Raw genomic sequence first — 21,164 nt, forward strand, 5'->3', positions numbered from 1 at the left:
GCAAGGTGTACGTCGACACGCCGATGGGTGCGCTCGTCCAGGAGCTGCTGTTCAGCCGGGCGGTCAGCCGCGGGACGCGGCCGGGCCGCGAAATCGGGCCGAGGGATCGGGCCGAGGGATCGGGCCAGGGAACCGGCGAGTGGGTCGTCCGTGGGGCCTGAACATGGGGCGGGCTGTGGGGTCGGGCCGTAGGGCCTGGGGGTTCGCGCGAGGTCAGGCGATGGTGTTGAGGTCGGTGAGGGCGTCTTCGGGGAGGACGAGGTCGCGGGCGGCGATGTTTTCGCGGAGGTGGGCGACCGATGACGTGCCGGGGATGACGATGCTGGTGCTCGAGCGCTGGAGGAGCCAGGCCAGGGCGACCTGCTGAGGGGTGGCGTCGACGCGGGCCGCGACCTTTGTCAGGGTTTCGGACTGCAGCGGGCTGAATCCGCCGAGCGGGAAGAAAGATGCGAATGCGATGCCGTGCTCGGCGGCGTAGTCGACCACGTCGTCGTCGTGGCGGCGGACCAGGTTGTAGAGGTTCTGGATCGTGACCACCGGGGCGATCGCCTGGGCCTCGCGGATCTGCGGGATCGTGACGCCGCTGAGGCCGAGGTGCTTGATCAGGCCCTCCTGCTGGAGTTCGGCGAGCGCCGTGAAGGAGTCCGCGATGGATTCCGTGCTGCCGCCGTCGTGCGCCGCCGTCCGCAGGTTGACCACGTCCAGGGCGTCGAGACCGAGGTGTTCCAGGTTGTCGTGGACCTGCGCCTTCAGCTCGGCGGGGGAAAGCGCCGGGATCCACGAGGCGTCGTCGCCGCGCCGCGCGCCCACCTTGGTCACGATGTGCAGGTCGGCCGGGTACGGGTACAGCGCCTCCTTGATCAGTTCGTTGACCACGTACGGTCCGTAGAAGTCGCTGGTGTCGATGTGCGTGACGCCCAGGTCGACGGCCGCCCGCAGTACGGCGAGCGCCTGGTCGCGGTCCTTCGGCGGTCCGAAGACGCCGGGGCCGGCCAGTTGCATGGCGCCGTACCCCATCCGGGTGATGGTCAGGTCGTCGGCGAGGGTGATGGTTGAGTTCGTCATGTTTCCACTGTTCGTCGGCGCGCGGCGACCTGGGATTGCCCCCTTGTTCCTGGGAGTGACAGGACCCAGTCACCGCGGCCGGCCGCGGACTACCGTGGAGTCATGGACGGTACGAATGCGTTGGGCGAGTTCCTCCGCGCCCGGCGCGAGCAGGTCCGGCCCGAGGACGTCGGCATCCGTAGCATCGGCCTGCGCCGCGTGCCGGGGCTGCGGCGCGAAGAGGTTGCGATGCTCGCCGGGATCAGCTCGGACTACTACCTCCGCCTCGAGCAGGGCCGCGACCGCAACCCGTCGGTGCAGGTCCTCGAGGCGCTGGCCGACGTACTGCGTCTGGACGCCGACGCCACCGCGTACCTGCTCGGTCTCGCCCAGGACCGCTCGACTCCCAAACCACGCGGCCGCAGCGGCCAACGTCGTACGGAGCAGGCGCCGGAGAGCATCGTCGAGCTGATCAACGGCTGGCCCAACAACCCGGCGTACGTGCAGAACAAGTACACCGACGTGCTCGCGGTCAACGCCCTCTGCGCAGCCCTCTCGCCGAACTACGCCGTTGGGGTCAACCTGATCTCCGCCGTCCTGCTCGACCCGCGCGAGCGCGACCTGCGCCGGGACTGGGAGGAGTTGACCGAGGAAGGTGTCGGGGCCTTGCGCTCCGAGCTCGGACCCAATGTCGACGACCCGCGGCTGAAGGAACTGGTCGGCGACCTCTCGGTACGCAGCGAACGCTTCCGGCAGCTGTGGGCCCGGCACGAGGTCCGGACTCGGCGCGGGCGGGTGAGCCGGATGACCCATCCGGAGGTCGGCGACCTCGACCTCCGGTCGGACAAGCTCACGATCAGCGGCACCGACAACATCACGCTCGTCGTCTTCCACGCCGCCCCCGGATCACGCGACGAGGAATCGCTCGCCTTGCTGGGCAGCCTGGTCGCACCCCAGCAGACAACACAGCAGTCGACCCACGAGGCGACCCGTGTCAGGCCGAGCGAGCGAAAGCCCGAATGATTTCCGGGTACGCCGCGAACGCCGTGCCCGCGTGGTCGACGGCGCCCATCGAGTGCACGGTCACGTCCGCACCGCGCGCCCGCAGCCGATCCGCGCACACGTCGGCGTTGGCGGCGACCACGTCGGTGTCCTTTGTCCCGCTGTAGAGATGCACCGGGACCCGCGGCGTCCAGTCCTTGCACACCTGGTCCGCGGCCTGCAACGCCCGCAGGAACCGCCCGCTCGGGTGCTGCAACCGCTGCGTGAACGACGGCGTCAACAGCTTCTCCGGTGAGTCCGGCAGCGCCGCCGCGATCTCCTCGTCCGGGTGCGTCCCGTCGAAGAGCCCTTCGATCGTCGACGCGTACGGCGCCTGGAACGCCTCGCGCGGATCGTCGTACAGCCCGACGGTCCGGTTCCACGCGGTCACGAAGTACGCGAGGTAGAAGGTCGCCGTGGCCGGTGCCACGCGCCCGTCGAAGGTCCCGGGCAGCTCGGTTCCGAGCAGGTCGTACGGTCCCGCGACGGCACGGATCGTCCCGAGCCGGAACGGCCCGGCCTCGCCGCGGCTCAACGCGCGACCGAGCGCGAGGGACGCGCGTCCGCCCTGGGAGAACCCGGTGACCAGCACGTCCCGCTTCAGCGCCACGCCGTGGCGGGCCGCGAACGTACGGGCCGCGAGCAACAGGTCCGCCGACGATGTGGTCTCCGTCTTCGTGTCGACGTACGGCGGCCGGCCGGGCCCCAGACCGAGCCCGAGGTAGTCGGGCGCCACACCGACGAGGCCTTGCCCGGCGAACAGCGCCGTGACCAGCCGATCTGTCGACGTCGGGTCGACGGAGGCAGCGTCCGCCTTGCTCGGGAGAGTCCCGTGCAGGTACTCCGCGACAGTGAGCGCACCGCGCCGGCCGTCCGGCAGGACGACGATGCCGCTGGCGGTCGTCGGCCGCCCGTCATGGTCGATGGTCCGATAGATCAGGCGGTACGCCGTGACGCCGTACGTCGACCGTGGTGCACCGGGGAAGTCGACGGCCGCTGCGTCGAGTTGGGCCGCGGTGAGGTGAGCGAGCCGGACCGCGGAGACCAGTGAGCCACGGGGTGCGTGGACGCCGGCCACCGCGCCCTCGGCGAGTGTCGGCTGGGCGACTGCGGCGTAGGCGGACAGTGGGGCGGACAGGGGGAACGCGAGCAGCCCGGCGGTGGCGAGCGTGGCGGCGACGGTTTTCGTCAGGCGAGAAGTCATGTCCTCAACCCAACCGTCGCCGGCACACCCGGTGAATGGTGCGAACTCCCCACGCCGAGTGGACCTAGGCCTACCCGGCGTCTGGGCCGTTTGTCACTGCGTCAGACTGTGGTACAGCTCGACGGTGCGCTGCGCGACGGCGTCCCAGCCGAATTGCGAAACCGCTCGGTCCCGGCCTGCCTTGCCCATCGCAGCCGCTCGCGACGGGTCGTCGACCAGTGCGTTGATGCCGTCCGCGAGCCCGCGTTCGAACGTGTCGGTGTCGTTCTCGTCGTACGGCACCAGGATGCCGGTGACGCCGTCGTCGACGACCTCGGGAATGCCGCCGACCGCGCTCGCGACCACCGCGGTTTCGCAGGCCATCGCCTCGAGGTTCACGATGCCGAGCGGCTCGTAGACGGACGGGCAGCAGAAGGCCAGCGCGTGCGTCAGGACCTGCCGGACCTCCTCGCGGGGCAGCATCTCCGACACCACGAACACGCCGTCGCGTGCCGCCCGCAGGTCCTCGATCAGCGCGTCGGTCTCGGTCTTCAGCTCGACCGTGTCGGCCGCTCCGGCCAGCAGCACGAGCTGCACGGACGGGTCGAGCCGCAGCCCGGCCCGGAGCAGGTGCGGCACGCCCTTCTGCCGGGTGATCCGGCCGACGAACGTCACGTACGGGCGGCTGAGGTCGACACCGAGCCGCTCGAGGACGTACGTCGACGGGTCGGGGCGGTAGAACTCCGCGTCGATCCCGTTCGAGATCACGTGCACCTTCGCCGGGTCGACCGACGGGTAGCAGTCCAGCACGTCGTCCCGCATTCCGCGGCTGACCGCGACCACCGCGTCGGCGGCCTCGTACGCGGTCCGTTCGGCCCAGCTCGACAGCCGGTAGCCGCCGCCGAGCTGCTCGGCCTTCCACGGGCGCCGCGGCTCCAGCGAGTGGGCGGTCACCACGTGCGGTACGCCGTACAGCAGCTTGGCCCAGTGCCCCGCCATGTTCGCGTACCACGTGTGGGAGTGCACGAGCTGCGCGTCACCGACCGCGGCGGTCATCGTCAGGTCGGTGGACAGGATCCGCAGCGCGGCGTTCGCGTTCGGGATCCGCGCGTCGTCCTCGGAGTGCGCGGTCGCGCCCTTGCGCGGCTCGCCCATGCAGTGCACGTCCACGTCGACCAGCCGGCGCAGCTCGCGGACCAGGAAGTCCACGTGCACCCCCGCCCCGCCGTACACGTCCGGGGGATACTCACGCGTCAGAATGGCGACCTTCATACCGCCCGACGATAGGTCATCAGGACACTTGTGTCGGCACCCAGAAGCGCAGCTTTCCGTGTCGTTCGTCTTCCAATTCGCCACCGGCCGCCACGATCACCTTGCGTGAGGCGGCGTTGTCGACGTCGCAGGTGACCAGCGCCGGGTCGATGCCGAGGCCGGCCGCGATCGGCAGCGACTGGGCGAGCATCTGGGTCGCGTACCCGCGGCGGCGGGCCGACGGGCGGACGCAGTACCCGATGTGGCCGCCGACCTCGGTCAGCGCCGGGGTGAGGTCGTGGCGGATCGCGAGCCGGCCGAGGAACTCGACCCCGTCGACGAACCACAGCACGGTCTGGTGCACCATGCCCGCGGCGAGCTCGGTCGCCGGCTCCGCCTCGCGCCGGATCGCCTGGACCAGACGGCCGAACTCGGCCGGATCGGCGGCCTGCTCGCGGGTCCACTCGGGCTCGTCGCGGGCGATCGACCGCGCGCCCATCCAGTGCTCGAACCCCGGCTCGAGCTCGTCCCAGGCCGCGAGGAACGATCGGTGCACAGCCACGGACGGAACGACGAGGATCGGCATCTTCCCAGTGTGGCGACGCGCGCAAACGCTTATGCCCCGGCGAATCCGGAGCTAAGGTGCGGACATGGCAAAGGCGCCCAGAGTTCTCGGAATCGTACTGGCCGGCGGTGAGGGCAAGCGGCTGATGCCGCTGACGGCGGACCGGGCCAAACCGGCCGTGCCGTTCGGCGGCAGTTATCGCCTGATCGACTTCGTCTTGTCGAACCTGGTCAACGCCGGCTACCGAAATCTCTGCGTGCTGACGCAGTACAAGTCGCATTCACTCGACCGCCATGTGACGCTGACCTGGCGGATGTCGACGTTCCTCGGCAACTACGTCACCTGCGTCCCGGCGCAGCAGCGGCTCGGACCGCAGTGGTACCAGGGCAGCGCGGACGCGATCTACCAGTCGATGAACCTGATCAACGACGCGGACCCGGAGTACATCGTGGTCTTCGGCGCCGACCACGTGTACCGGATGGACGCCTCGCAGATGGTCGCCGCGCACATCGAGCGCGGGAACGGCGTGACCGTCGCAGGCATCCGGGTGCCGCGGGTCGAGGCGACCGAGTTCGGCGTGATCAAGACCGGTCCGGACGGCAAGGTGATCGAGGAGTTCCTGGAGAAGCCGGCCGATCCGCCGGGCCTGCCGGACGCGCCGGACGAGACGTTCGCGTCGATGGGCAACTACGTGTTCACCCGCGACGTGCTGGTCGAGGCGCTGCGCAAGGACGCCGCGAACCCGGCCTCCCGGCACGACATGGGCGGCGACATCGTCCCGATGCTCGTTGCCGAGGGCAAGGCCGGGGTGTACGACTTCAAGGACAACGACGTACCGGGTGCGCTGGACCGGGACCGCTCGTACTGGCGGGACGTCGGCTCGCTGGACTCGTACCACGAGGCGCACATGGACCTGGTGTCGATTCAGCCGGTGTTCAACCTGTACAACCACGACTGGCCGATCTTCACCTCGCACCCGCAGCTGCCCGGCGCGAAGTTCACCGACGACGCGACCGTGGGCGAGTCGATCGTCTGCCAGGGCTCGATCGTGTCCGGCGCACATGTCGACCACTCGGTGCTCGGGTCGAACGTGATCGTCCACGCCGGCGCCGACATCCAGCGCTCGGTGATCATGGACAACTGCCGGATCGGCCGCAACGTCGTGCTGAAGAACGTGATCCTGGACAAGAACATCGTGGTCCCGGACGGAACCGAGATCGGCGTCGATCCGGACTACGACCGCGAGCGCGGGTTCACCGTGTCAAAGGGCGGCGTGACCGTGCTCGGCAAGGGGCAGGTGATCGAGCCGCCGAAGGCCGCGACCGAAGGGGCTCCCGAGGCGTGACGCCGGCCGAGGCGAAGGCACTGGAACTCGATGCCGCGGACCCCGGGCACCGGGAGCTGTTCGACGTGCCGCCCGCGCAGGGCGGCGCCTACCCCGAGGTGGCGTACTTCGCCGGCAATTCGCTCGGTCTGCGGCCGAAGGCGACGCGCGTCGAACTGCTCGAGGATCTGGACGCGTGGGCCGAGCTCGGTGTCGAGGGTCATCTGGATGCCGCGCGTCCGTGGCTGCCGTACCACGAGTTGCTGACCGGTCCGGCCGCGCGGCTCGTCGGTGCGCTGCCGAGTGAGACGGTCGTGATGAACACGCTCACCGTCAACCTGCACCTGTTGATGGTGTCGTTCTACCGGCCGACCAGGTCGCGGCACCGCATCGTCATCGAGGACACCGCGTTCCCCTCGGACAGTTACGCCGTACGGTCGCAGGCACGGTTCCATGGGTACGACCCGGAGGATGCTGTCGTTCGGCTGCGGCCGCGGCCGGGGGAGAGCAGCTTGCGGACGGCGGACGTCGTGGAGCAGCTCGGTGGTGACGTGGCGCTCGTCCTGCTCGGTGGGGTGAACTACCTGACCGGTGAGCTGATGGACATTCCGGCGATCACCAAGGCCGGTCACGCGGCCGGGGCGATGGTCGGGTGGGACCTCGCGCATGCGGCCGGGAACGTGCCGCTGCAGCTGCATGAGTGGAGTGTCGACTTCGCGGCCTGGTGTTCGTACAAGTATTTGAACTCCGGTCCGGGGGCTGTCGCCGGGGCGTTCGTGCATGAGCGGCATCTGGGTGCGGAGCTGCCGCGGTTCGAGGGCTGGTGGAGTACGGAGGCGAAGACCCGGTTCGAGATGACGCCCGAATCGCGGCCGCCGGCGAGCGCGGACGCCTGGCAGGTGTCCAACCCGCCGATCTTCTCGATGAGCCCGGTGCGGACGTCGCTGTCGATCTTCGACCGGATCGGGATGCCGGCGCTCCGGGAGCGGAGCCTGCGGTTGACCGGGTACCTGGAAAAGGGGCTGGACGACGTCGAAATCCTCACGCCCGCGGACCCGGCGCGCCGCGGGGCGCAACTGTCGGTGCGGGTCGGACGTGGCGCCGGTGAGCTGTCGCGGCGGCTGCGGCTCGAGTACGGCGTGATCGCCGACTCCCGCGAACCCGACGTACTGCGGCTCGCGCCGGTGCCGCTGTACTCGACGTACCACGACTGCTGGCGAGCTGCTTCGGCATTGAAGGAGGTCATGCGATGACGGTCGCGATCGTCGGTGCCGGCCTGACCGGCTCGTTACTCGCCTGCTTCCTCGCGCGGCGCGGGCTGTCGGTGACGCTGTACGAGCGCCGCCCGGATCCCCGCGTCGCAGAGGTGGAGCGCGGCCGGTCGATCAACCTGGCCATCTCCGAACGCGGGCTGGACGCGCTGCGGCGGATCGGTCTGGTGGACGAGGTGATGGCCGACGCGCTGCCGATGAAGGGCCGGATGATCCACCCGGTCGAGGGGCCGCTGGACTTCCAGCCGTACTCGGCTTCGGGTGACCGGGCGATCAACTCGATCAGTCGGGGCGCGCTGAACAACGCCTTGCTGTCCGCGGCGTCCGCCGCCGACGGGGTCACGATCGAGTTCGAGCATCGGCTGGTCGAGCTGGACTCGGCGGTGGGGCGGATGGTGTTCGCGACACCGTCGGGGAAGGTCTCGGTGACCGCCGACGTGGTGCTCGGCGCGGACGGTGCGGGATCCGCGGTCCGCGAGCAGTTGCTTGCCGAGGGCATCGTTTCGGAGAATGTCGACTTCCTGGACTACGGGTACAAGGAGCTGTCGATCCCTTCGGTCAACGGCGAGTTCGCGCTGGATCCGGGGGCGCTGCACATCTGGCCGCGCGGTACGTCGATGATGATCGCGCTGCCGAATCCGGACCGCTCGTTCACCTGCACGCTGTTCTGGCCGTCCGGGTCCTTCGATGCACTGACCACCGGCGTGGGCATCGAGCAGCACTTCCGGGAGCACTATCCGGATCTGTTGCCGATGGCACCGGATCTGGTGGACGACTACCTGAACAATCCAGTTGGCGTCCTCGGGACGGTGCACGCGCAACCCTGGCAGGCACACGGGCGGACGGCGTTGCTCGGCGACGCGGCGCACGCGATCGTCCCGTTCTACGGGCAAGGCGCCAACTGTGCCTTCGAGGACGTCGTGGAGCTGGACCGTTGCCTCGACGACACCGGCGGCTCGTGGGCGCGCGCCCTGCCGCTGTTCGAGACGCGCCGCCGGGAGAACACCGAGGCGATCGCGGAGATGGCGCTCGACAACTTCGTCGAGATGCGCGACAAGGTGGCATCACCGGTCTTCCGGCTGCAGAAACAGGTCGAGCACACGTTGGAGCGCCTCCTCCCTGGCACCTACGTCTCCCGCTACGAACTCGTCTCCTTCAGCACCACGCCGTACGCCGAAGTCCAACGCCGCGTGCGCCGCCAGCATCAGGTCCTGGGCGCAGCCGTGGCAACGCTGGCCGCCGGCGCCCTGACCCTCGCCCGCCGAGCGAGGCGATCCCGATGACCTTCCTCCCACCGCACCCCGCATCACCCCACCGCGCCCCCACGTACCCCGCGCCGTTAACCCCTCGAACGTCGGAAGGTGCGAGGAGGTGGGGGTGGTGAGTTTGTGGTCGGAGGAGTTGTTGACCGGGCAGCCGTCGTCGGTGGGGGTGCTGCGGCACTTTGTCGGCGGGCGGTTCGTGGAGAGCGCGTCGCGGTTCGCCAAGGTTTCGCCGGTGACCGGACAGCAGATCTTCGACGTGTGCGAGGCCGACGAATCCACCGTGGACGCGGCAGTGAGTGCGGCGCGGGCGGCGTTGCGCGGGCCGTGGGGGCGGATGAGCGAGCAGGAGCGGGCCGCCGTACTGCGCCGGGTCGCGGACGGACTGGAGCGGCGGTTCGAAGATCTGGTGGCGGCCGAGGTCGGTGACACCGGGAAGTCGATCAGCCAGGCGCGGACGCTCGACATCCCGCGCGGTGCGGCCAACTTTCGCGCGTTCGCAGACTTCGCGACGACGCTGCCCACCGAGTCGTACCGGAGCACGCTGCCGGACGGGCGGCAGGCGCTGAACTATGCCGTCCGGAAGCCGGTCGGCGTGGTCGCGATCGTCGTCCCGTGGAACCTTCCGTTGTTGCTGCTGACCTGGAAGGTTGCGCCCGCGCTGGCCTGCGGCAACGCGGTCGTGGTGAAGCCGTCCGAGGAGACACCGTCGTCGGCGACCGTACTTGCGGAGGTGCTGGCGGAGGCCGGCGTACCCGACGGAGTCTTCAACCTCGTGCACGGATTCGGCCCGTCGTCGGCGGGGGAGTACCTGACTCGGCATCCGGGGGTGGACGCGATCACGTTCACGGGTGAGTCGGCGACCGGTACGGCGATTGCGAAGGTGGCTGCCGACCGCGTCAAGGCGGTGTCCTTCGAGCTGGGCGGGAAGAACGCCGGCCTGATCTTCGCGGACTGTGATCTCGACGCGGCCGTCGAGGGATCGGTCCGTTCGGTGTTCACGAACGGCGGGCAGGTCTGCCTGTGCACCGAGCGGCTGTACGTCGAGCGGCCGATCTTCGAGGAGTTCACCTCCCGGCTGGCGACGCGCGCCGGCGAGCTGACGTACGGCTGGCCCGCGGACGAGGCCACGATGAACATGCCGCTGATCTCGAAACAGCACCGCGACAAGGTTCTCTCGTACTACGACCTCGCCCGGACCGAAGGTGCCGACGTTCGCGCCGGGGGCGGCGTACCGACGTTCGGCGATGCCCGCGACGGTGGTTGCTACGTACAACCAACCGTGGTGACCGGACTGCCCGCGGACGCCCGGACGAACCGCGAGGAGATCTTCGGGCCGATCTGCCATGTCGCGCCGTTCGACACCGAGGAAGAGGCGTACGCGCTCGCCAATGACTCCGATTACGGGCTGGCGGCAACGGTCTGGACCCGGGACGTCGGACGCGCGCACCGCGCCGGCGCGGCGCTCGACGTCGGGCTGTGCTGGGTGAACACGTGGTTCCTCCGCGACCTGCGGACCCCGTTCGGCGGCGTGAAACTGTCCGGTGTCGGCCGCGAGGGCGGCCGCCACTCCGTCGACTTCTACACCGAAACCACCAACGTCTGCGTGGAGCTTTCATGACCGTGGTACCAGGGAAAGCCACTCCGCGCGGGCGGTTTCCGCATCTGAAGGTGAGTGGTGGATTCGCGTTCGTGTCCGGGACGTCGAGCCGGCGGCCGGACAACACCATCGCCGGGGCCTCGGTGGACGAGCTCGGCACGGTCGAGCTCGACATCCGGGTACAGACGCGCGCCGTCCTGGAGAACCTGCGCGACATCCTCGGGGCGGTCGGGGCCGGCCTCGAGGACCTCGTCAGCGTGACGACGTACCTGGTGTCGATGAACGACTTCGGCGGCTACAACGAGGTGTACGCCGAGTTCTTCGACGAATCCGGCCCCGCGCGCACGACGGTCGCGGTGCATCAGCTGCCGCATCCCCACCTGCTGATCGAGATGTCCGGAACGGCGGCGATCCCGCTCAAGGAGGAGTAGGACCATGGTCAACCTGCAGTCGACGAACTTTCCGCAGTGGATCGAGGAGAACAAACACCTGCTGAAGCCGCCGGTCGGCAACAAGCAGATGTTCCCCACCGGCGACGACTTCATCACGATGGTCGTCGGCGGCCCGAACCAGCGCACCGACTACCACGTCGACCCGTACGAGGAGTTCTTCTACCAGATCTCCGGTGAGCTGCGGGTGAACGTGATGACCGACGACGGTCCGGCGACGGTCGAGGTGAACGCCGGTGAAATGTGGGTGCTGCCGCGGAACATGCCGCACTCCCCGCAGCGCGGCCCGAACTCGATCGGCCTGGTGATCGAGCGTGTCCGGGAGCCCGGGGTGCTGGAGAAGTTCCGCTGGTACTGCGGGAACTGCAACGCGATCGTCCACGAGGTCGAGCTCCAGGTCACCGACATCGTCGCGGACCTGCCGCCGGTGTTCAACGCGTTCTACGACAGCGAAGCGGCCCGCACCTGCCCGCAGTGCGGCACCGTCCACCCAGGTAAGGCGTAACGTCCACGCCGCTCGGGCCGGTGGTGTGGCGGCGCGGAACAGGAGGTGGTGGCGGTGGCGGTCGACGTACACACGCATCTGGTGCCGAAGGGGTGGCCGGATCTGGCCGCGGCCTGCGGTGGGGGCGGGTGGCCGTGGCTGCGGATCGACTCCGAACGCGCCGCGATGATCATGATCGGGTCGACGGAGTTCCGCCCGATCGGTCCGCAGGCCTGGGATCCGGCGGTCCGTCGCGCCGATATGGATGCCGACGGCATCGATCTCCAGGTGGTGTCGCCGACCCCGGTGTTCTTCGGGTACGAGCGTCCCGCGGCGCAGGCGGTGCAGCTCGCGCGGATCTTCAACGACCTCACCCTGGAGACGCTGGCCGGGGACGACCGGTTCATACCGTTCTGCCAGGTGCCGTTGCAGGATCCGGACCTGGCCTGCGCGGAACTCGACCGCTGCCGCGCGGCCGGCCATGAGGGGGTGGAGATCGGCAACCACGTCGGCGACAAGGACCTCGACGACGCCGGGATCGTTGCCTTTCTCAAACACTGCGCGGAGACCGGGATGCCGGTACTGGTGCATCCGTGGGACATGCCGGGCGGTCCGCGGCTGGACCGATGGATGGCGCGCTGGCTGACCGGGATGCCCGCCGAGACCCATTTGTCGCTGCTGGCGATGATCCTCGGTGGCGCGTTCGACGTCCTGCCCGCGTCGCTGCAGATCTGTTTCGCCCACGGTGGCGGGAGTTTCGCGTTCTGGCTCGGCCGGGTCGAGAACGCGTGGCATCGGCGCGGGGACGTGGTGCGTGGTTGCTCGCAGCATCCTCCGTCGGCGTACCTGGACCGGATCCTGGTCGACACGGTGGTGTTCGAATCAGCCCCATTGCGGCTTCTTGTCGATACCTTGGGGGTTGACCGTGTTCTGGTCGGCAGTGACTATCCCTATCCATTGGGTGAGCGGCCGGTCGGGGAGGTGGTGCGAAAGGCCGACTTCCTGACCGCGGAGCAGCAGCACAAACTGCTCACCGCGAACGCCCTGCGTTATCTCGGGAGGTCTGATGAGTGAGGACCGATCGGTCCTGTCGCGCAAGGGGCCGGAGCCGGACGAGGAACTCAAGTACGGCGACCACGCGGACCAGGTGATCGACTACTGGCACGCGAAGGAGTACCGGCCGCTGGTGGTGTTCCTGCACGGCGGGTTCTGGCGGCCGGAGTACGACCGGATGCACGCGCGCTCACTCGGGGCGGCGTTGTCCGACCTCGGCTGGCCGTCGCTCTCGGTGGAGTACCGCCGCGAGCCGGGCAACCCCGATGTCACCACGGGCGACGTCCGTACGGCGCTGGAGGCGCTGCCCGACCTGCTGGACGTCCACGCGGGCTACGTGCTGATGGGGCACTCGGCCGGCGGTCAACTCGCGCTGTGGGCCGCGGCGACGCTCAACCCGGTGCAGCTACGCGGCGTGGTCGCGTTGGCTCCGGTGGCCGACCTGTTGATGGCCGACCAGCAGATGCTGGGGGACGGCGCCGTCCAGGCGTTCATCGGCAGCGGCGTCCGCAACGACCTGGACCCCGTCCACCTCCCCGCCTCCATCGCTCCGGTCACCCTGATCCACGGCGTCAACGACACGGTCGTCCCGATCACCATCACCGAGTCCTACTTCGCCGCCCACCCCACCGCCCACTTCCACCGCATCGACCATTGCGGCCACTACGAACTGATAGACCCCCAGTCCGACCCCTGGCACCAGGTAACGACCCAACTGACCCGCCTCACCACCTGACGCCTCACCCACCCCGGAACCCGCCGCCAGACAGCGCCGCGGCACCCGACGGTCCCCCCTACTTCAGGCGTTTGGCGGCGGTGAGGAGGCCTTCGGAGGTGGGGAGGAGGGCCGAGACCAGGTCGTCGTCGTCGCGGACGGCGCGGATCAGGTCTCGGAGCGCCATCGTGTCGGGATCACGGTGCGCGGGGTCGGCGACGCGGCCGCCGGTGAGGATGCCGGCGAAGACGACGAGGCCGCCGGGGCGGAGCAGACGCAGGGCCTCGTGCAGGTACGCCGTGTTCTCGCGCCGGTCGGCGTCGCAGAACACCAGGTCGTAGTGGCCGTCGGTGAGCCGCGAAACGACGTCCAGTCCGGCGCCGGCGATCAGCCGGAACCTCCGCGACGCGACGCCCGCGTCGAGGAAGGTCTTGCGCGCGAGCCGCTGGTTCTCCGCGTCGATGTCGACCGTGGTGAGTGTGCCGTCGGACCGCATGCCGCGCAGCAGGGCCAGCCCGGACACGCCGGTACCGGTGCCGATCTCGACGACGGCCTTCGCGCCGGCGCCCGCGGCGAGCAGGCTCAGCGCGGCGGCCGCTCCGGGTCCGATCGGGGCGACACCGCTGTCCGCGGCGCTCGCCCGCGCACCGGTGACGACTTCGTCCTCACCGGTGTAGTCCTCGGCGTACGCCCAGGACGTCGGGTCGATGCCGGTGGCGATGGCGTCCTCCCAGTGGTCAGCGAAGTGATGTGCGGCTGCGGTACCCATGCTGAACCGAAGCCTAGCGGTTGGCGGACCGCTTTCCGTGGCGCACGCGCGGAGGCTGCGCACTCCTGCTCATAACAACCTTGCCCTGATCAGATATGATCGTCTTTACGAGACGTGACTCACCTGTGTGAGGGAGGTGTGCGGAGTGGGATCAGGCGCGGATGACGTCGATGCCGGCTTCCTTGAAGACGGCCAGCTGGGTCTCGTCGGCCTGGGCGTCGGTGACCAGCGTGTCGATCTCGCTGAGCTCGCAGATCCGGGCGAAGGCCCGCTGCCCGAGCTTGGAGGAGTCCGCCACCACGACCACCTTCGCGGCCCGGCTGACGATCAGCTGGTTGATGTTCGCCTCGCCCTCGTGATGAGCGGTCGCGCCGGTCTCGTCGATCCCGTCGACACCGATGAAGGCGATGTCCAGCGAGAGGTCGGACAGGATCCGGTGCGAGAGCGGGCCGATCATCTCGTAGGACTGCGGCCGCGCCACGCCGCCGGTCAGCACCATCTTCACGTGCGGCCGGACGATCAGCTCGTTGGCGATGTTCAGGGCGTTGGTCACCAGCGTGAAGGCCGGTTCCCCGTGCTCCGCGGACAGCTCCGGCCGGGTCGCGAGCGTCCGCGCCACCTCGGAGATCGTCGTCCCGCCGTTCATGCCGATCACCATGCCGCGGCGGACCAGCGTGGCGGCCGCCTGCGCGATCCGCTGCTTCTCGGACGCGAAACGCGCAGTCTTGTAGCGCAGTGGCAGGTCGTAGGAGACCGCGTTGGCGACGGCGCCGCCGCGGGTCCGGGTGAGGAGCTGCTGCTTGCCGAGATGGTCCAGATCGCGCCGGATCGTGGCCGCGGACACGTGCAATTGCTCGGCGAGCTCGTCGACGTCGATGGCGCCTTTCTCGGCGAGCGACTCGAGCAAGGTGTTCAGGCGTTCATAACGCTTCACCCGGGGCTCCTCCTTCACACAATCGGTCAGCCCGGTGGCGGCTGGTTGGCACCATTCGATCACGTTCGAGCAGTTTCGACCATGACAAGTGCGGAGACGACATGACCGACACGCCTTTTGTGAGCACGGAGATCGCCACTCAGCCGGACCTCTGGAGGCAGGTCTCGGACGGTTTCGCGCAGTACGGCGGTGCACTTCCGAAGCCGGGTCAGCGGGTCGCCGCGGTGGGCTGCGGCACCTCCTGGTTCATGGCGATGGCCTACGCCGCGCTGCGCGAGGACCTCGGCCAGGGCGAGACCGACGCGTTCGCCGGTTCGGAGTTCCCGGCGGGGCGCTCGTACGACGCGGTCGTGGTGATCAGCCGGTCCGGTACGACGACCGAGGTGCTCGACCTGATCCGCGCCACCGACCTGCCGACCGTGGCGATCACCGCGGTCGCGGATTCGCCGATCGTGGAGCTGGCCGACCGGACCATCGTGCTGGACTTCGCCGACGAGCAGTCCGTCGTCCAGACGCGGTTCGCGACCACCACGCTGGCGCTGCTGCGCGCGTCGCTCGGCGAAGACCTGTCGAAGGCCGCTGCGGACGCTCAGACCGCACTGACCGTCGACGTCGACGAGTTGGCCAAGCTGGAGCAGATGACGTACGTCGGTACGCGATGGACCGTCGGCCTGGCGCACGAGGCCGCGCTGAAGCAGCGTGAGGCCGCGTCGGCGTGGACCGAGGCATATCCGGCGATGGACTACCGGCACGGCCCGATCGCGATCGCCCAGCCGGGCCGCGGCGTCTGGGTGTTCGGCGAGCCGCCGGCGGGTCTGCTCGAGGACATCGCCGCCACCGGCGCCACCGTCGTACACCACCCCGAGCTGGATCCGATGGCCTCGCTCGTCGTCGCCCAGCGAGTGGCCGTCGCCAAGTCGCTCGCCCTCGGCCTCAACCCGGACCAGCCCCGCAGCCTGACCCGCTCGGTCATCCTCGGCTGACCGCGGGCGTCATGGGCGCGTCCATCGTCCACCCCAACGCCGTGTAGAGCGCCCGGCCGTCCTCGGTGCCTACCAGGACGCCGGTCGTCGCGCCGGCGTCTTGTGCGGCGCTCGACAAGCCGTAGCGGACCGCGTGGCCGGGCAGCCCGACGTCGATGCGGTAGCAGTTCGGCAACCGGACAGGCGCTGGGGTGTTGCGGACGACGGACCAGCCATGGCCCCAGGCGTCAAGCATGAACCGGAACCTTCCTGGTGAGTGCGGACAAGCGGCCGAGCCCCGCGGCGAGCAGCAATCCCGCGGCGACGATCAACAGGGTCGTTCGGGAGCCGGCGATCGGCACCAGCAAGCCGGCGGCTGCCTGGCCGAGGGCAGCGGCGCCGACTCGCAGGCTGGCCGCTGTGGTGCTCACCCGGCCTTGGAGTGCAGCAGGACTGTACTGCTGCCGCGCCGCGAACATCGACGGCAGCGTAGGCCCCTCAGCAAGCCCTGCGACGACGGCCAGCGCCAGTAGTACGACGAACGACGATGCGAGCGGCCAGCTGCCCAGAACCACGCCGTACGCCGCAATGGACACCATGACGATGTACTCGGGGCGCCAGCGCGGTTGGATACGCCCCAGGAGCAGTGCCGTCGTCACGCTGCCGATCTCGAGGGCTGTCCACAGGTAGCCGGCCGCTGACTCGGGGTGGCCCAGTGCACGCATGTGAACGGGCAGCGTGATGAGCAGGACGCCGGTGAAGCCCATCAGCAGCGTTGTCGTCACGGTCGACGCCCGTAGTCGCGGAGTCCGCGCCAAATGCACCAGTCCGCTGACCACAGACGCGAGAAAGGCCTCACCGCCGGCGCCAAGAGGCGGTAGCACAGGCAGGCGGCTGATCGCGACAATGCTGAAGCACGCGGCGGCGACGATGACGATCACTGCGGTCTCCACAGAGGCGACGGCTGTGACGGTGGCCGCGGTGGCGGGCCCGGCGATGGTTGCCGCGCTGAAGCTCGCGGACTCGAAGGCATTGGCTCGTGCCAGCCGGTCAGCGGTGAACAGACTCGGCAGCATGCTGGTGAACCCGCCACTGACGAGCGGCAGGGTCGCACCGGCGACCGCCGCGAGCGTCGGAGCGACCCACAGTGGACTGTGGCCCACCGCAAAGAGCAGGGCGACCATGACTGCCGCCAGAGTTGCCTGGTTGAGCGCGAGCGCGCTCCGGCGGTACGCCGTGCGGTCCAGCCAGGCGCCGAGCAGCGGACCGGTCAGCACTGCCGGCAGGGCGTACGCGGCGCCGGTGACACCGGCCAGCGCGGCGCTCCCGGTGCGGTCGAGCACGAGGAGGACCAGCGTGAACGCAACCATCTCGTCGGCGAACCTGGCCGGTGTCGCCGCCAGGTAGTAGCTCGGCACGCCGCCTCCGAAGTAACGCGATAGGTGATGTTACGCGTTACGCTATCAAAGGCGTTACGGAAGGAGTCCAGTGGATATTCAGTCGCCTGACCGCGCGGTCCGGCTCGCCGTCGACCTGGTGAACACGCGCACCCTGGAGCCCGAGCAGCTGACCACGCCGGCCAGGCTGCGCACCTTTCTCCTCGAGCACGGTGAACCCGAGCCCGTCGACGTGGACGAGGCCGACCTGAACGCGGTGCGGGCGGTCCGTGAGGCGGTGCGGCCGGTGTTCCACGGTGACTCACCGGCGCGGGTATTGAACGAGTTGCTCGAGCAGTACGCCGTGCGGCCGTATCTCTCGGATCATGACGGGACCCCGTGGCATCTGCACGTGGCGCGGCCGGATGCGTCGTGGGCGGAGTGGCTGGCGGCGACGACCGCGCTGGGCCTGGCCGCCTTCGCCGCGGGTCATGGATTCGACGCGTTGCGGGTGTGCGCCGCGGTGGACTGTGAGCGGGTGTTCGCGCATGCGGCGGAGAAGCGGCCGCGGCGGTTCTGCACGCCGAGATGCTCGAGCCGGACGCGCGTCGCGTCGTACCGCGCCCGTCACCCCTAGATGACGGCCCGAAGGTGTGCATGCTCGACAGTTGGTGTGGTGCGGCGTGGGTGTGTTCGGTGTCTGATTCACGCTCAGCTGTGGCCCCTGGCACGGGAGACCTCCTGTCGACCTGACACGCGCCACACGCCACACCCGCCCGTGAGCGGGATCGCCCGATGGCCGGATTCCGGTCCGCGCCGCCTAGGATCGGGGGTGGGGACTCCGACCTGTCGACAGCGGAGTGGGAGGAGTGCGACGTGAGTCACACCGTGCTGGCCGAGCTGGTGGCCAATGTGCTGAAGGTCACCGCGCGGGCCGGGGACACGGTGGGGCCGGACGACACTCTGGTCATTCTGGAGTCGATGAAGATGGAGATTCCGGTGCTGGCCGAGGTGGCCGGGACCGTGTCCGAGCTGAAGGTCGTCGAGGGCGAGGTCGTCCGCGAAGGTGACCCGATCGCCGTCATCGAGGAGCGCTGATTCAACCTTCATGGCCGTTCGCGCGTCGTCAGTAGTGAGGGCACCGGCCGGGAACTTCCGGCCGGGGCGCCGCGTTGAGCCGTCGTACAGCGACCCCACGGAACTCAGGGTTCAGCCCGGGTTCTCCCGACGTGCGCAGAGGACGGTGACCGCGGCACCATGGCCTTCACGCTCATTGCCGAGAGGACCCAGGGAGGCGTCGCGGTGAAGCCGTTCGAGACGTCGACGGTCCCTGCCCCGCAGCAGGTGCCCCAGGAGGCGGCGCAGCAGGCAGCCCAGCAGGCGCAGCCGGACGTGCTGCCCTCGTGGGACGAGATCGTCCGCACGCATTCGGCCCGTGTCTACCGCCTGGCGTACCGGCTGACCGGCAACAAGCACGACGCCGAGGACCTCACCCAGGAGGTGTTCGTCCGCGTCTTCCGGTCGCTGTCGTCGTACACGCCGGGCACGTTCGAGGGCTGGCTCTACCGCATCACCACGAACCTGTTCCTCGACGGCGCCCGCCGCAAGCAGCGGATCCGCTTCGACGGCCTGCCCGAGGACGCCCACGACCGGCTGCCGGCCAAGGGTGCGGGCCCGGCCGAGAAGCTGGACTCGGACCTGTTCGACCACGACGTGCAGGACGCGCTCGACGCGCTGCCCGAGGACTTCCGGGCCGCCGTGGTGCTGTGCGACATCGAGGGAATGACGTACGACGAGATCGCGGACGTCCTGGATGTGAAGCTCGGGACCGTGCGCAGCCGCATCCACCGCGGCCGGTCGATGCTGCGCAAGCACCTTGAGCACCGGGCGCCGCGCACCGGCCAGACCCGGGTGGGCGGGCCGCCGGCCGAGGGCCTGTTCACGGACGGGGGTGACCTTGGATGACGCATCCGCTGGACAAGCTCAGCGCAGTGGTCGACGGTCAGCTCGACCACGACTCCCGGGACAAGGTCCTCAGCCACCTGGTCGGATGCGACAGCTGCCGGTCCGAGGTGGACGCGCAGCGCAGGCTGAAGGCGCGGATGGCCGCGCTGGAGTCGCCGGAGCCGTCCACCGACCTGATGCAGCGCCTGATGGGTGTGTCGTCGTTCTCCACCGAGCCGCGCGAGGAGGTCCGTCCGGTCGTCACGCCGGTCAGTCTGTTCCCGCAGCGGTCCGCGTTCCCAGCCGGGCGTACGGGCGGCACTCGTCCGGCGGCAGCCCGCGGCAGGTCCCGTCGGCGCGCCGGGGTCCTCGGCGCGGCCGGTTCCGCCGCTGCCGTTGCCTCCCTGCTCGGTACGGCGTTCGTCGTCGGTGACCCGGCCCGCTCGGAGCAGCCGCCCGCGCTGCAGCCGCCGGTCGCGAGCTTCTCGTCCGACCACGCGAGCACCAGCGGCGGAGCGCCGTTCACGGACCCGGTCGCATTGCTGAACTCCTACAACAACGCGGGGTACGCCGGGATCAATCCGACGCTGCAGCCGGTGGCCCTGACGGGACGCTGACCGGTGAGCCTCACCCGGCTCGCCGTCCTGGTCAGTTCCGCACTGATCGGCTTCGGCCTGCCCACGTCCGCGGCCGCGGTGCCGGCGATGCCTGCACCGCCGAAGGCGGATTCACCGACCGCGGTCAGCTGGTTGCAGCGAGCCGCCGCCGCGCCCGACCAGGTCTCGTACCACGGCACGCAGATCATCACCTCGTGGGGACCGCACGGCGCCAGCTCGGCGATGCTCGACATCGTGCACGCGGCGTCGCAGGGCTCCGAGATCAGCGTGATCGGTTCGTCCGCACCCGGTGCCAAGGCGTTCGTGCAGCGCGCGACCGCGGCGTCGGCAGCCGTCGACGGCGGTCCGCTGGCTTTGCTGCAGGCGACGTACCAGCTGGTCGACAAGTGCTGCACCGACCTGATCGGCCGCAGCGCTGTGCTCGTCGAGGCGCTGCGTGCGGACCAGACGCTCGCAGCGAAGTTCTGGATCGACAAGGCGACCGGGCTGCTCCTGCAACGGCAGCTGTTCAGCACCGACGGCAAGACGATGGTGCGCGCCACGCTCTTCACCGAGCTGGCGATCGAGAGCTCCGAGTTCCTCGGCCATCTGCCGCCGATGGTGCCGAGCGGCGTGGAGTCCGTGGGCATGGACAAGGTCGACGGACTGCGCTCCGAGGGCTGGGTGTGCGCGCCGGAGCTGCCCGCGTCCTTGAAGCTGCACGACGTTCACCAGGACACGACGAACGGCTCCCTGCAGTTCTCGTACTCCGACGGCCTGTTCAACGTGTCGCTGTTCGAGCAGCGCGGCACGCTGGATCCGGTCGCGGTGCGGGGCTTCAGCACCACCGACAGCCCGGGCGTGTACGTGCGCTACGGCATGCCGTCGTACGTCGTCTGGTCGTCGGGCGGAATCGTCTACACGTTGATCGGCGATCTGCCGGCCGATCGGCTCGATCAGGTGGTCCGCTCGTTCCCGCACGAGGTGCCGGTCAGGCTCACTGCGATCCAGCGGCTGGGGACCGGGCTGGCGAAAATCGCGACCTGGCTCACTCCGATGGGTGCACTCTCGCCGAAGCTGGGATAATCGAAGGTGGAAGGACCTCCGGTTACCTCCGGTGGCTTCCAGCGACGACCACGACAACGACGTGAGGCGGGGCACCGTGAGCAGCGACGACGCCGAGCCGACAGTTCCCAACCCGGCGACCACGGATCCGACCGCACCCCTGCCCACCGCGGGCGCGACGTCCCCGAACCACACTCCTCCCACCGGCGGCCCTACCGGACCTATGGCTGGACCTGTAGCTGGACCTGTAGCCGGACCTGCGTCGGCCGGTGACAG

At 69.5% G+C, this 21,164-nt stretch carries 23 protein-coding genes; 15 read left to right on the forward strand and 8 right to left on the reverse strand.

Annotated elements, in window-relative coordinates; genetic code table 11:
* Positions 1-213 precede the first annotated feature (213 nt).
* Complete coding sequence (locus tag AB0B82_RS31215) at positions 214-1,065, reverse strand: oxidoreductase (protein ID WP_360176658.1); 852 nt, start codon at positions 1,063-1,065, stop codon at positions 214-216.
* A 102-nt stretch (positions 1,066-1,167) separates the two neighbouring features.
* Here AB0B82_RS31215 and AB0B82_RS31220 point away from each other — a divergent pair, with 102 nt between their 5' ends.
* Positions 1,168-2,067 (forward strand): helix-turn-helix transcriptional regulator, encoded by a 900-nt coding sequence (locus AB0B82_RS31220; RefSeq protein WP_360176661.1) that lies wholly within the window; start codon positions 1,168-1,170, stop codon positions 2,065-2,067.
* Here the strand turns inward: AB0B82_RS31220 and AB0B82_RS31225 are convergent.
* The 3 genes from AB0B82_RS31225 to AB0B82_RS31235 all read right to left on the reverse strand — a co-directional run bounded on the left by AB0B82_RS31225 (position 2,039) and on the right by AB0B82_RS31235 (position 5,105).
* Positions 2,039-3,289, reverse strand: a complete 1,251-nt coding sequence (locus AB0B82_RS31225; RefSeq protein WP_360176664.1) for a hypothetical protein — start codon at positions 3,287-3,289, stop codon at positions 2,039-2,041. The genes AB0B82_RS31220 and AB0B82_RS31225 overlap by 29 nt on opposite strands.
* 93 nt (positions 3,290-3,382) lie before the next feature.
* The gene (gene glgA / locus AB0B82_RS31230) at positions 3,383-4,540 is read right to left on the reverse strand and encodes a glycogen synthase (RefSeq protein WP_360176667.1); all 1,158 of its coding nucleotides are present in this window, start codon (positions 4,538-4,540) and stop codon (positions 3,383-3,385) included.
* 19 nt (positions 4,541-4,559) lie between these two features.
* Entirely contained in the window at positions 4,560-5,105 is a 546-nt protein-coding gene (locus tag AB0B82_RS31235; RefSeq protein WP_360176670.1) for a GNAT family N-acetyltransferase, read from the reverse strand.
* A gap of 64 nt (positions 5,106-5,169) precedes the next feature.
* On the opposite strand from AB0B82_RS31235, the gene glgC reads away from it, so the two are divergent.
* The 8 genes from glgC (at position 5,170) to AB0B82_RS31275 (ending at position 13,263) form a co-directional block, all read left to right on the forward strand.
* A complete protein-coding gene (glgC, locus tag AB0B82_RS31240; RefSeq protein ID WP_360176673.1) occupies positions 5,170-6,429 on the forward strand; it encodes a glucose-1-phosphate adenylyltransferase in 1,260 nt (419 codons plus the stop codon).
* Positions 6,426-7,661 (forward strand): kynureninase, encoded by a 1,236-nt coding sequence (gene kynU / locus AB0B82_RS31245; RefSeq protein WP_360176676.1) that lies wholly within the window; start codon positions 6,426-6,428, stop codon positions 7,659-7,661. Before glgC ends, kynU begins: the two co-directional genes overlap by 4 nt.
* A complete protein-coding gene (locus AB0B82_RS31250) occupies positions 7,658-8,962 on the forward strand; it encodes an NAD(P)/FAD-dependent oxidoreductase (protein ID WP_360176679.1) in 1,305 nt (434 codons plus the stop codon). The genes kynU and AB0B82_RS31250 overlap by 4 nt, the downstream gene beginning before the upstream one ends.
* 97 nt (positions 8,963-9,059) lie before the next feature.
* Entirely contained in the window at positions 9,060-10,562 is a 1,503-nt protein-coding gene (locus tag AB0B82_RS31255; RefSeq protein ID WP_360176681.1) for a 2-hydroxymuconic semialdehyde dehydrogenase, read from the forward strand.
* Complete coding sequence (locus AB0B82_RS31260) at positions 10,559-10,972, forward strand: RidA family protein (protein ID WP_360176684.1); 414 nt, start codon at positions 10,559-10,561, stop codon at positions 10,970-10,972. The genes AB0B82_RS31255 and AB0B82_RS31260 overlap by 4 nt, the downstream gene beginning before the upstream one ends.
* A gap of 4 nt (positions 10,973-10,976) precedes the next feature.
* On the forward strand, positions 10,977-11,495 hold the full coding sequence (locus AB0B82_RS31265) for a 3-hydroxyanthranilate 3,4-dioxygenase (protein ID WP_360176687.1): 519 nt from the start codon (positions 10,977-10,979) through the stop codon (positions 11,493-11,495).
* Positions 11,496-11,549: 54 nt separating this feature from the next.
* Entirely contained in the window at positions 11,550-12,548 is a 999-nt protein-coding gene (locus AB0B82_RS31270; protein ID WP_360176690.1) for an amidohydrolase family protein, read from the forward strand.
* Positions 12,541-13,263 (forward strand): alpha/beta hydrolase, encoded by a 723-nt coding sequence (locus tag AB0B82_RS31275; RefSeq protein WP_360176693.1) that lies wholly within the window; start codon positions 12,541-12,543, stop codon positions 13,261-13,263. Before AB0B82_RS31270 ends, AB0B82_RS31275 begins: the two co-directional genes overlap by 8 nt.
* Before the next feature lie 58 nt (positions 13,264-13,321).
* Here AB0B82_RS31275 and AB0B82_RS31280 read toward each other — a convergent pair whose 3' ends face one another.
* A complete protein-coding gene (locus tag AB0B82_RS31280) occupies positions 13,322-14,011 on the reverse strand; it encodes an O-methyltransferase (protein ID WP_360176696.1) in 690 nt (229 codons plus the stop codon).
* Positions 14,012-14,162: 151 nt separating this feature from the next.
* Positions 14,163-14,945 (reverse strand): DeoR/GlpR family DNA-binding transcription regulator, encoded by a 783-nt coding sequence (locus AB0B82_RS31285; protein ID WP_355700302.1) that lies wholly within the window; start codon positions 14,943-14,945, stop codon positions 14,163-14,165.
* A gap of 101 nt (positions 14,946-15,046) precedes the next feature.
* Here AB0B82_RS31285 and AB0B82_RS31290 point away from each other — a divergent pair, with 101 nt between their 5' ends.
* Positions 15,047-15,928 carry an SIS domain-containing protein gene (locus AB0B82_RS31290; protein WP_360176699.1) on the forward strand — a complete coding sequence of 294 codons (882 nt, stop codon included), beginning with the start codon at positions 15,047-15,049 and terminating at the stop codon, positions 15,926-15,928.
* On the opposite strand, the gene AB0B82_RS31295 is transcribed toward AB0B82_RS31290, so the two are convergent.
* Together AB0B82_RS31295 and AB0B82_RS31300 are read right to left on the reverse strand one after the other, a co-directional pair.
* Positions 15,915-16,163, reverse strand: a complete 249-nt coding sequence (locus AB0B82_RS31295) for a hypothetical protein (protein WP_360176702.1) — start codon at positions 16,161-16,163, stop codon at positions 15,915-15,917. The genes AB0B82_RS31290 and AB0B82_RS31295 overlap by 14 nt on opposite strands.
* A complete protein-coding gene (locus AB0B82_RS31300) occupies positions 16,156-17,325 on the reverse strand; it encodes an MFS transporter (RefSeq protein ID WP_360176705.1) in 1,170 nt (389 codons plus the stop codon). The genes AB0B82_RS31295 and AB0B82_RS31300 overlap by 8 nt, the downstream gene beginning before the upstream one ends.
* Before the next feature lie 70 nt (positions 17,326-17,395).
* Between AB0B82_RS31300 and AB0B82_RS31305 the strand changes: the two genes are divergently transcribed.
* From AB0B82_RS31305 to AB0B82_RS31325, 5 genes are all read left to right on the forward strand, one after another.
* Positions 17,396-17,920, forward strand: a complete 525-nt coding sequence (locus AB0B82_RS31305) for a CGNR zinc finger domain-containing protein (protein ID WP_360176708.1) — start codon at positions 17,396-17,398, stop codon at positions 17,918-17,920.
* 239 nt (positions 17,921-18,159) lie between these two features.
* Positions 18,160-18,381, forward strand: a complete 222-nt coding sequence (locus AB0B82_RS31310; protein ID WP_360176711.1) for a biotin/lipoyl-binding carrier protein — start codon at positions 18,160-18,162, stop codon at positions 18,379-18,381.
* Positions 18,382-18,540: 159 nt separating this feature from the next.
* Positions 18,541-19,248 carry an RNA polymerase sigma factor SigE gene (sigE, locus tag AB0B82_RS31315; RefSeq protein WP_360176714.1) on the forward strand — a complete coding sequence of 236 codons (708 nt, stop codon included), beginning with the start codon at positions 18,541-18,543 and terminating at the stop codon, positions 19,246-19,248.
* On the forward strand, positions 19,245-19,844 hold the full coding sequence (locus AB0B82_RS31320) for a zf-HC2 domain-containing protein (RefSeq protein WP_360176717.1): 600 nt from the start codon (positions 19,245-19,247) through the stop codon (positions 19,842-19,844). Before sigE ends, AB0B82_RS31320 begins: the two co-directional genes overlap by 4 nt.
* Positions 19,845-19,847: 3 nt before the next feature.
* A complete protein-coding gene (locus AB0B82_RS31325; RefSeq protein ID WP_360176720.1) occupies positions 19,848-20,909 on the forward strand; it encodes a transcriptional regulator in 1,062 nt (353 codons plus the stop codon).
* The last annotated feature ends 255 nt before the right edge of the window (positions 20,910-21,164 follow it).

Source organism: Kribbella sp. NPDC048915 (genome assembly GCF_040649595.1).
GTDB lineage: Bacteria > Actinomycetota > Actinomycetes > Propionibacteriales > Kribbellaceae > Kribbella.

Bases quoted from the DNA above. Each gene is read 5' to 3' on its own strand.
- AB0B82_RS31275 (WP_360176693.1), top strand. From the start codon at position 12,541: ATGAGTGAGGACCGATCGGTCCTGTCGCGCAAGGGGCCGGAGCCGGAC.
- AB0B82_RS31290 (WP_360176699.1), top strand. From the start codon at position 15,047: ATGACCGACACGCCTTTTGTGAGCACGGAGATCGCCACTCAGCCGGAC.
- AB0B82_RS31320 (WP_360176717.1), top strand. From the start codon at position 19,245: ATGACGCATCCGCTGGACAAGCTCAGCGCAGTGGTCGACGGTCAGCTC.
- AB0B82_RS31260 (WP_360176684.1), top strand. From the start codon at position 10,559: ATGACCGTGGTACCAGGGAAAGCCACTCCGCGCGGGCGGTTTCCGCAT.
- AB0B82_RS31250 (WP_360176679.1), top strand. From the start codon at position 7,658: ATGACGGTCGCGATCGTCGGTGCCGGCCTGACCGGCTCGTTACTCGCC.
- glgC (WP_360176673.1), top strand. From the start codon at position 5,170: ATGGCAAAGGCGCCCAGAGTTCTCGGAATCGTACTGGCCGGCGGTGAG.
- AB0B82_RS31280 (WP_360176696.1), bottom strand. From the start codon at position 14,011: ATGGGTACCGCAGCCGCACATCACTTCGCTGACCACTGGGAGGACGCC.
- AB0B82_RS31215 (WP_360176658.1), bottom strand. From the start codon at position 1,065: ATGACGAACTCAACCATCACCCTCGCCGACGACCTGACCATCACCCGG.
- AB0B82_RS31225 (WP_360176664.1), bottom strand. From the start codon at position 3,289: ATGACTTCTCGCCTGACGAAAACCGTCGCCGCCACGCTCGCCACCGCC.
- AB0B82_RS31295 (WP_360176702.1), bottom strand. From the start codon at position 16,163: ATGCTTGACGCCTGGGGCCATGGCTGGTCCGTCGTCCGCAACACCCCA.
- sigE (WP_360176714.1), top strand. From the start codon at position 18,541: ATGGCCTTCACGCTCATTGCCGAGAGGACCCAGGGAGGCGTCGCGGTG.
- AB0B82_RS31235 (WP_360176670.1), bottom strand. From the start codon at position 5,105: ATGCCGATCCTCGTCGTTCCGTCCGTGGCTGTGCACCGATCGTTCCTC.
- AB0B82_RS31220 (WP_360176661.1), top strand. From the start codon at position 1,168: ATGGACGGTACGAATGCGTTGGGCGAGTTCCTCCGCGCCCGGCGCGAG.
- AB0B82_RS31265 (WP_360176687.1), top strand. From the start codon at position 10,977: ATGGTCAACCTGCAGTCGACGAACTTTCCGCAGTGGATCGAGGAGAAC.
- glgA (WP_360176667.1), bottom strand. From the start codon at position 4,540: ATGAAGGTCGCCATTCTGACGCGTGAGTATCCCCCGGACGTGTACGGC.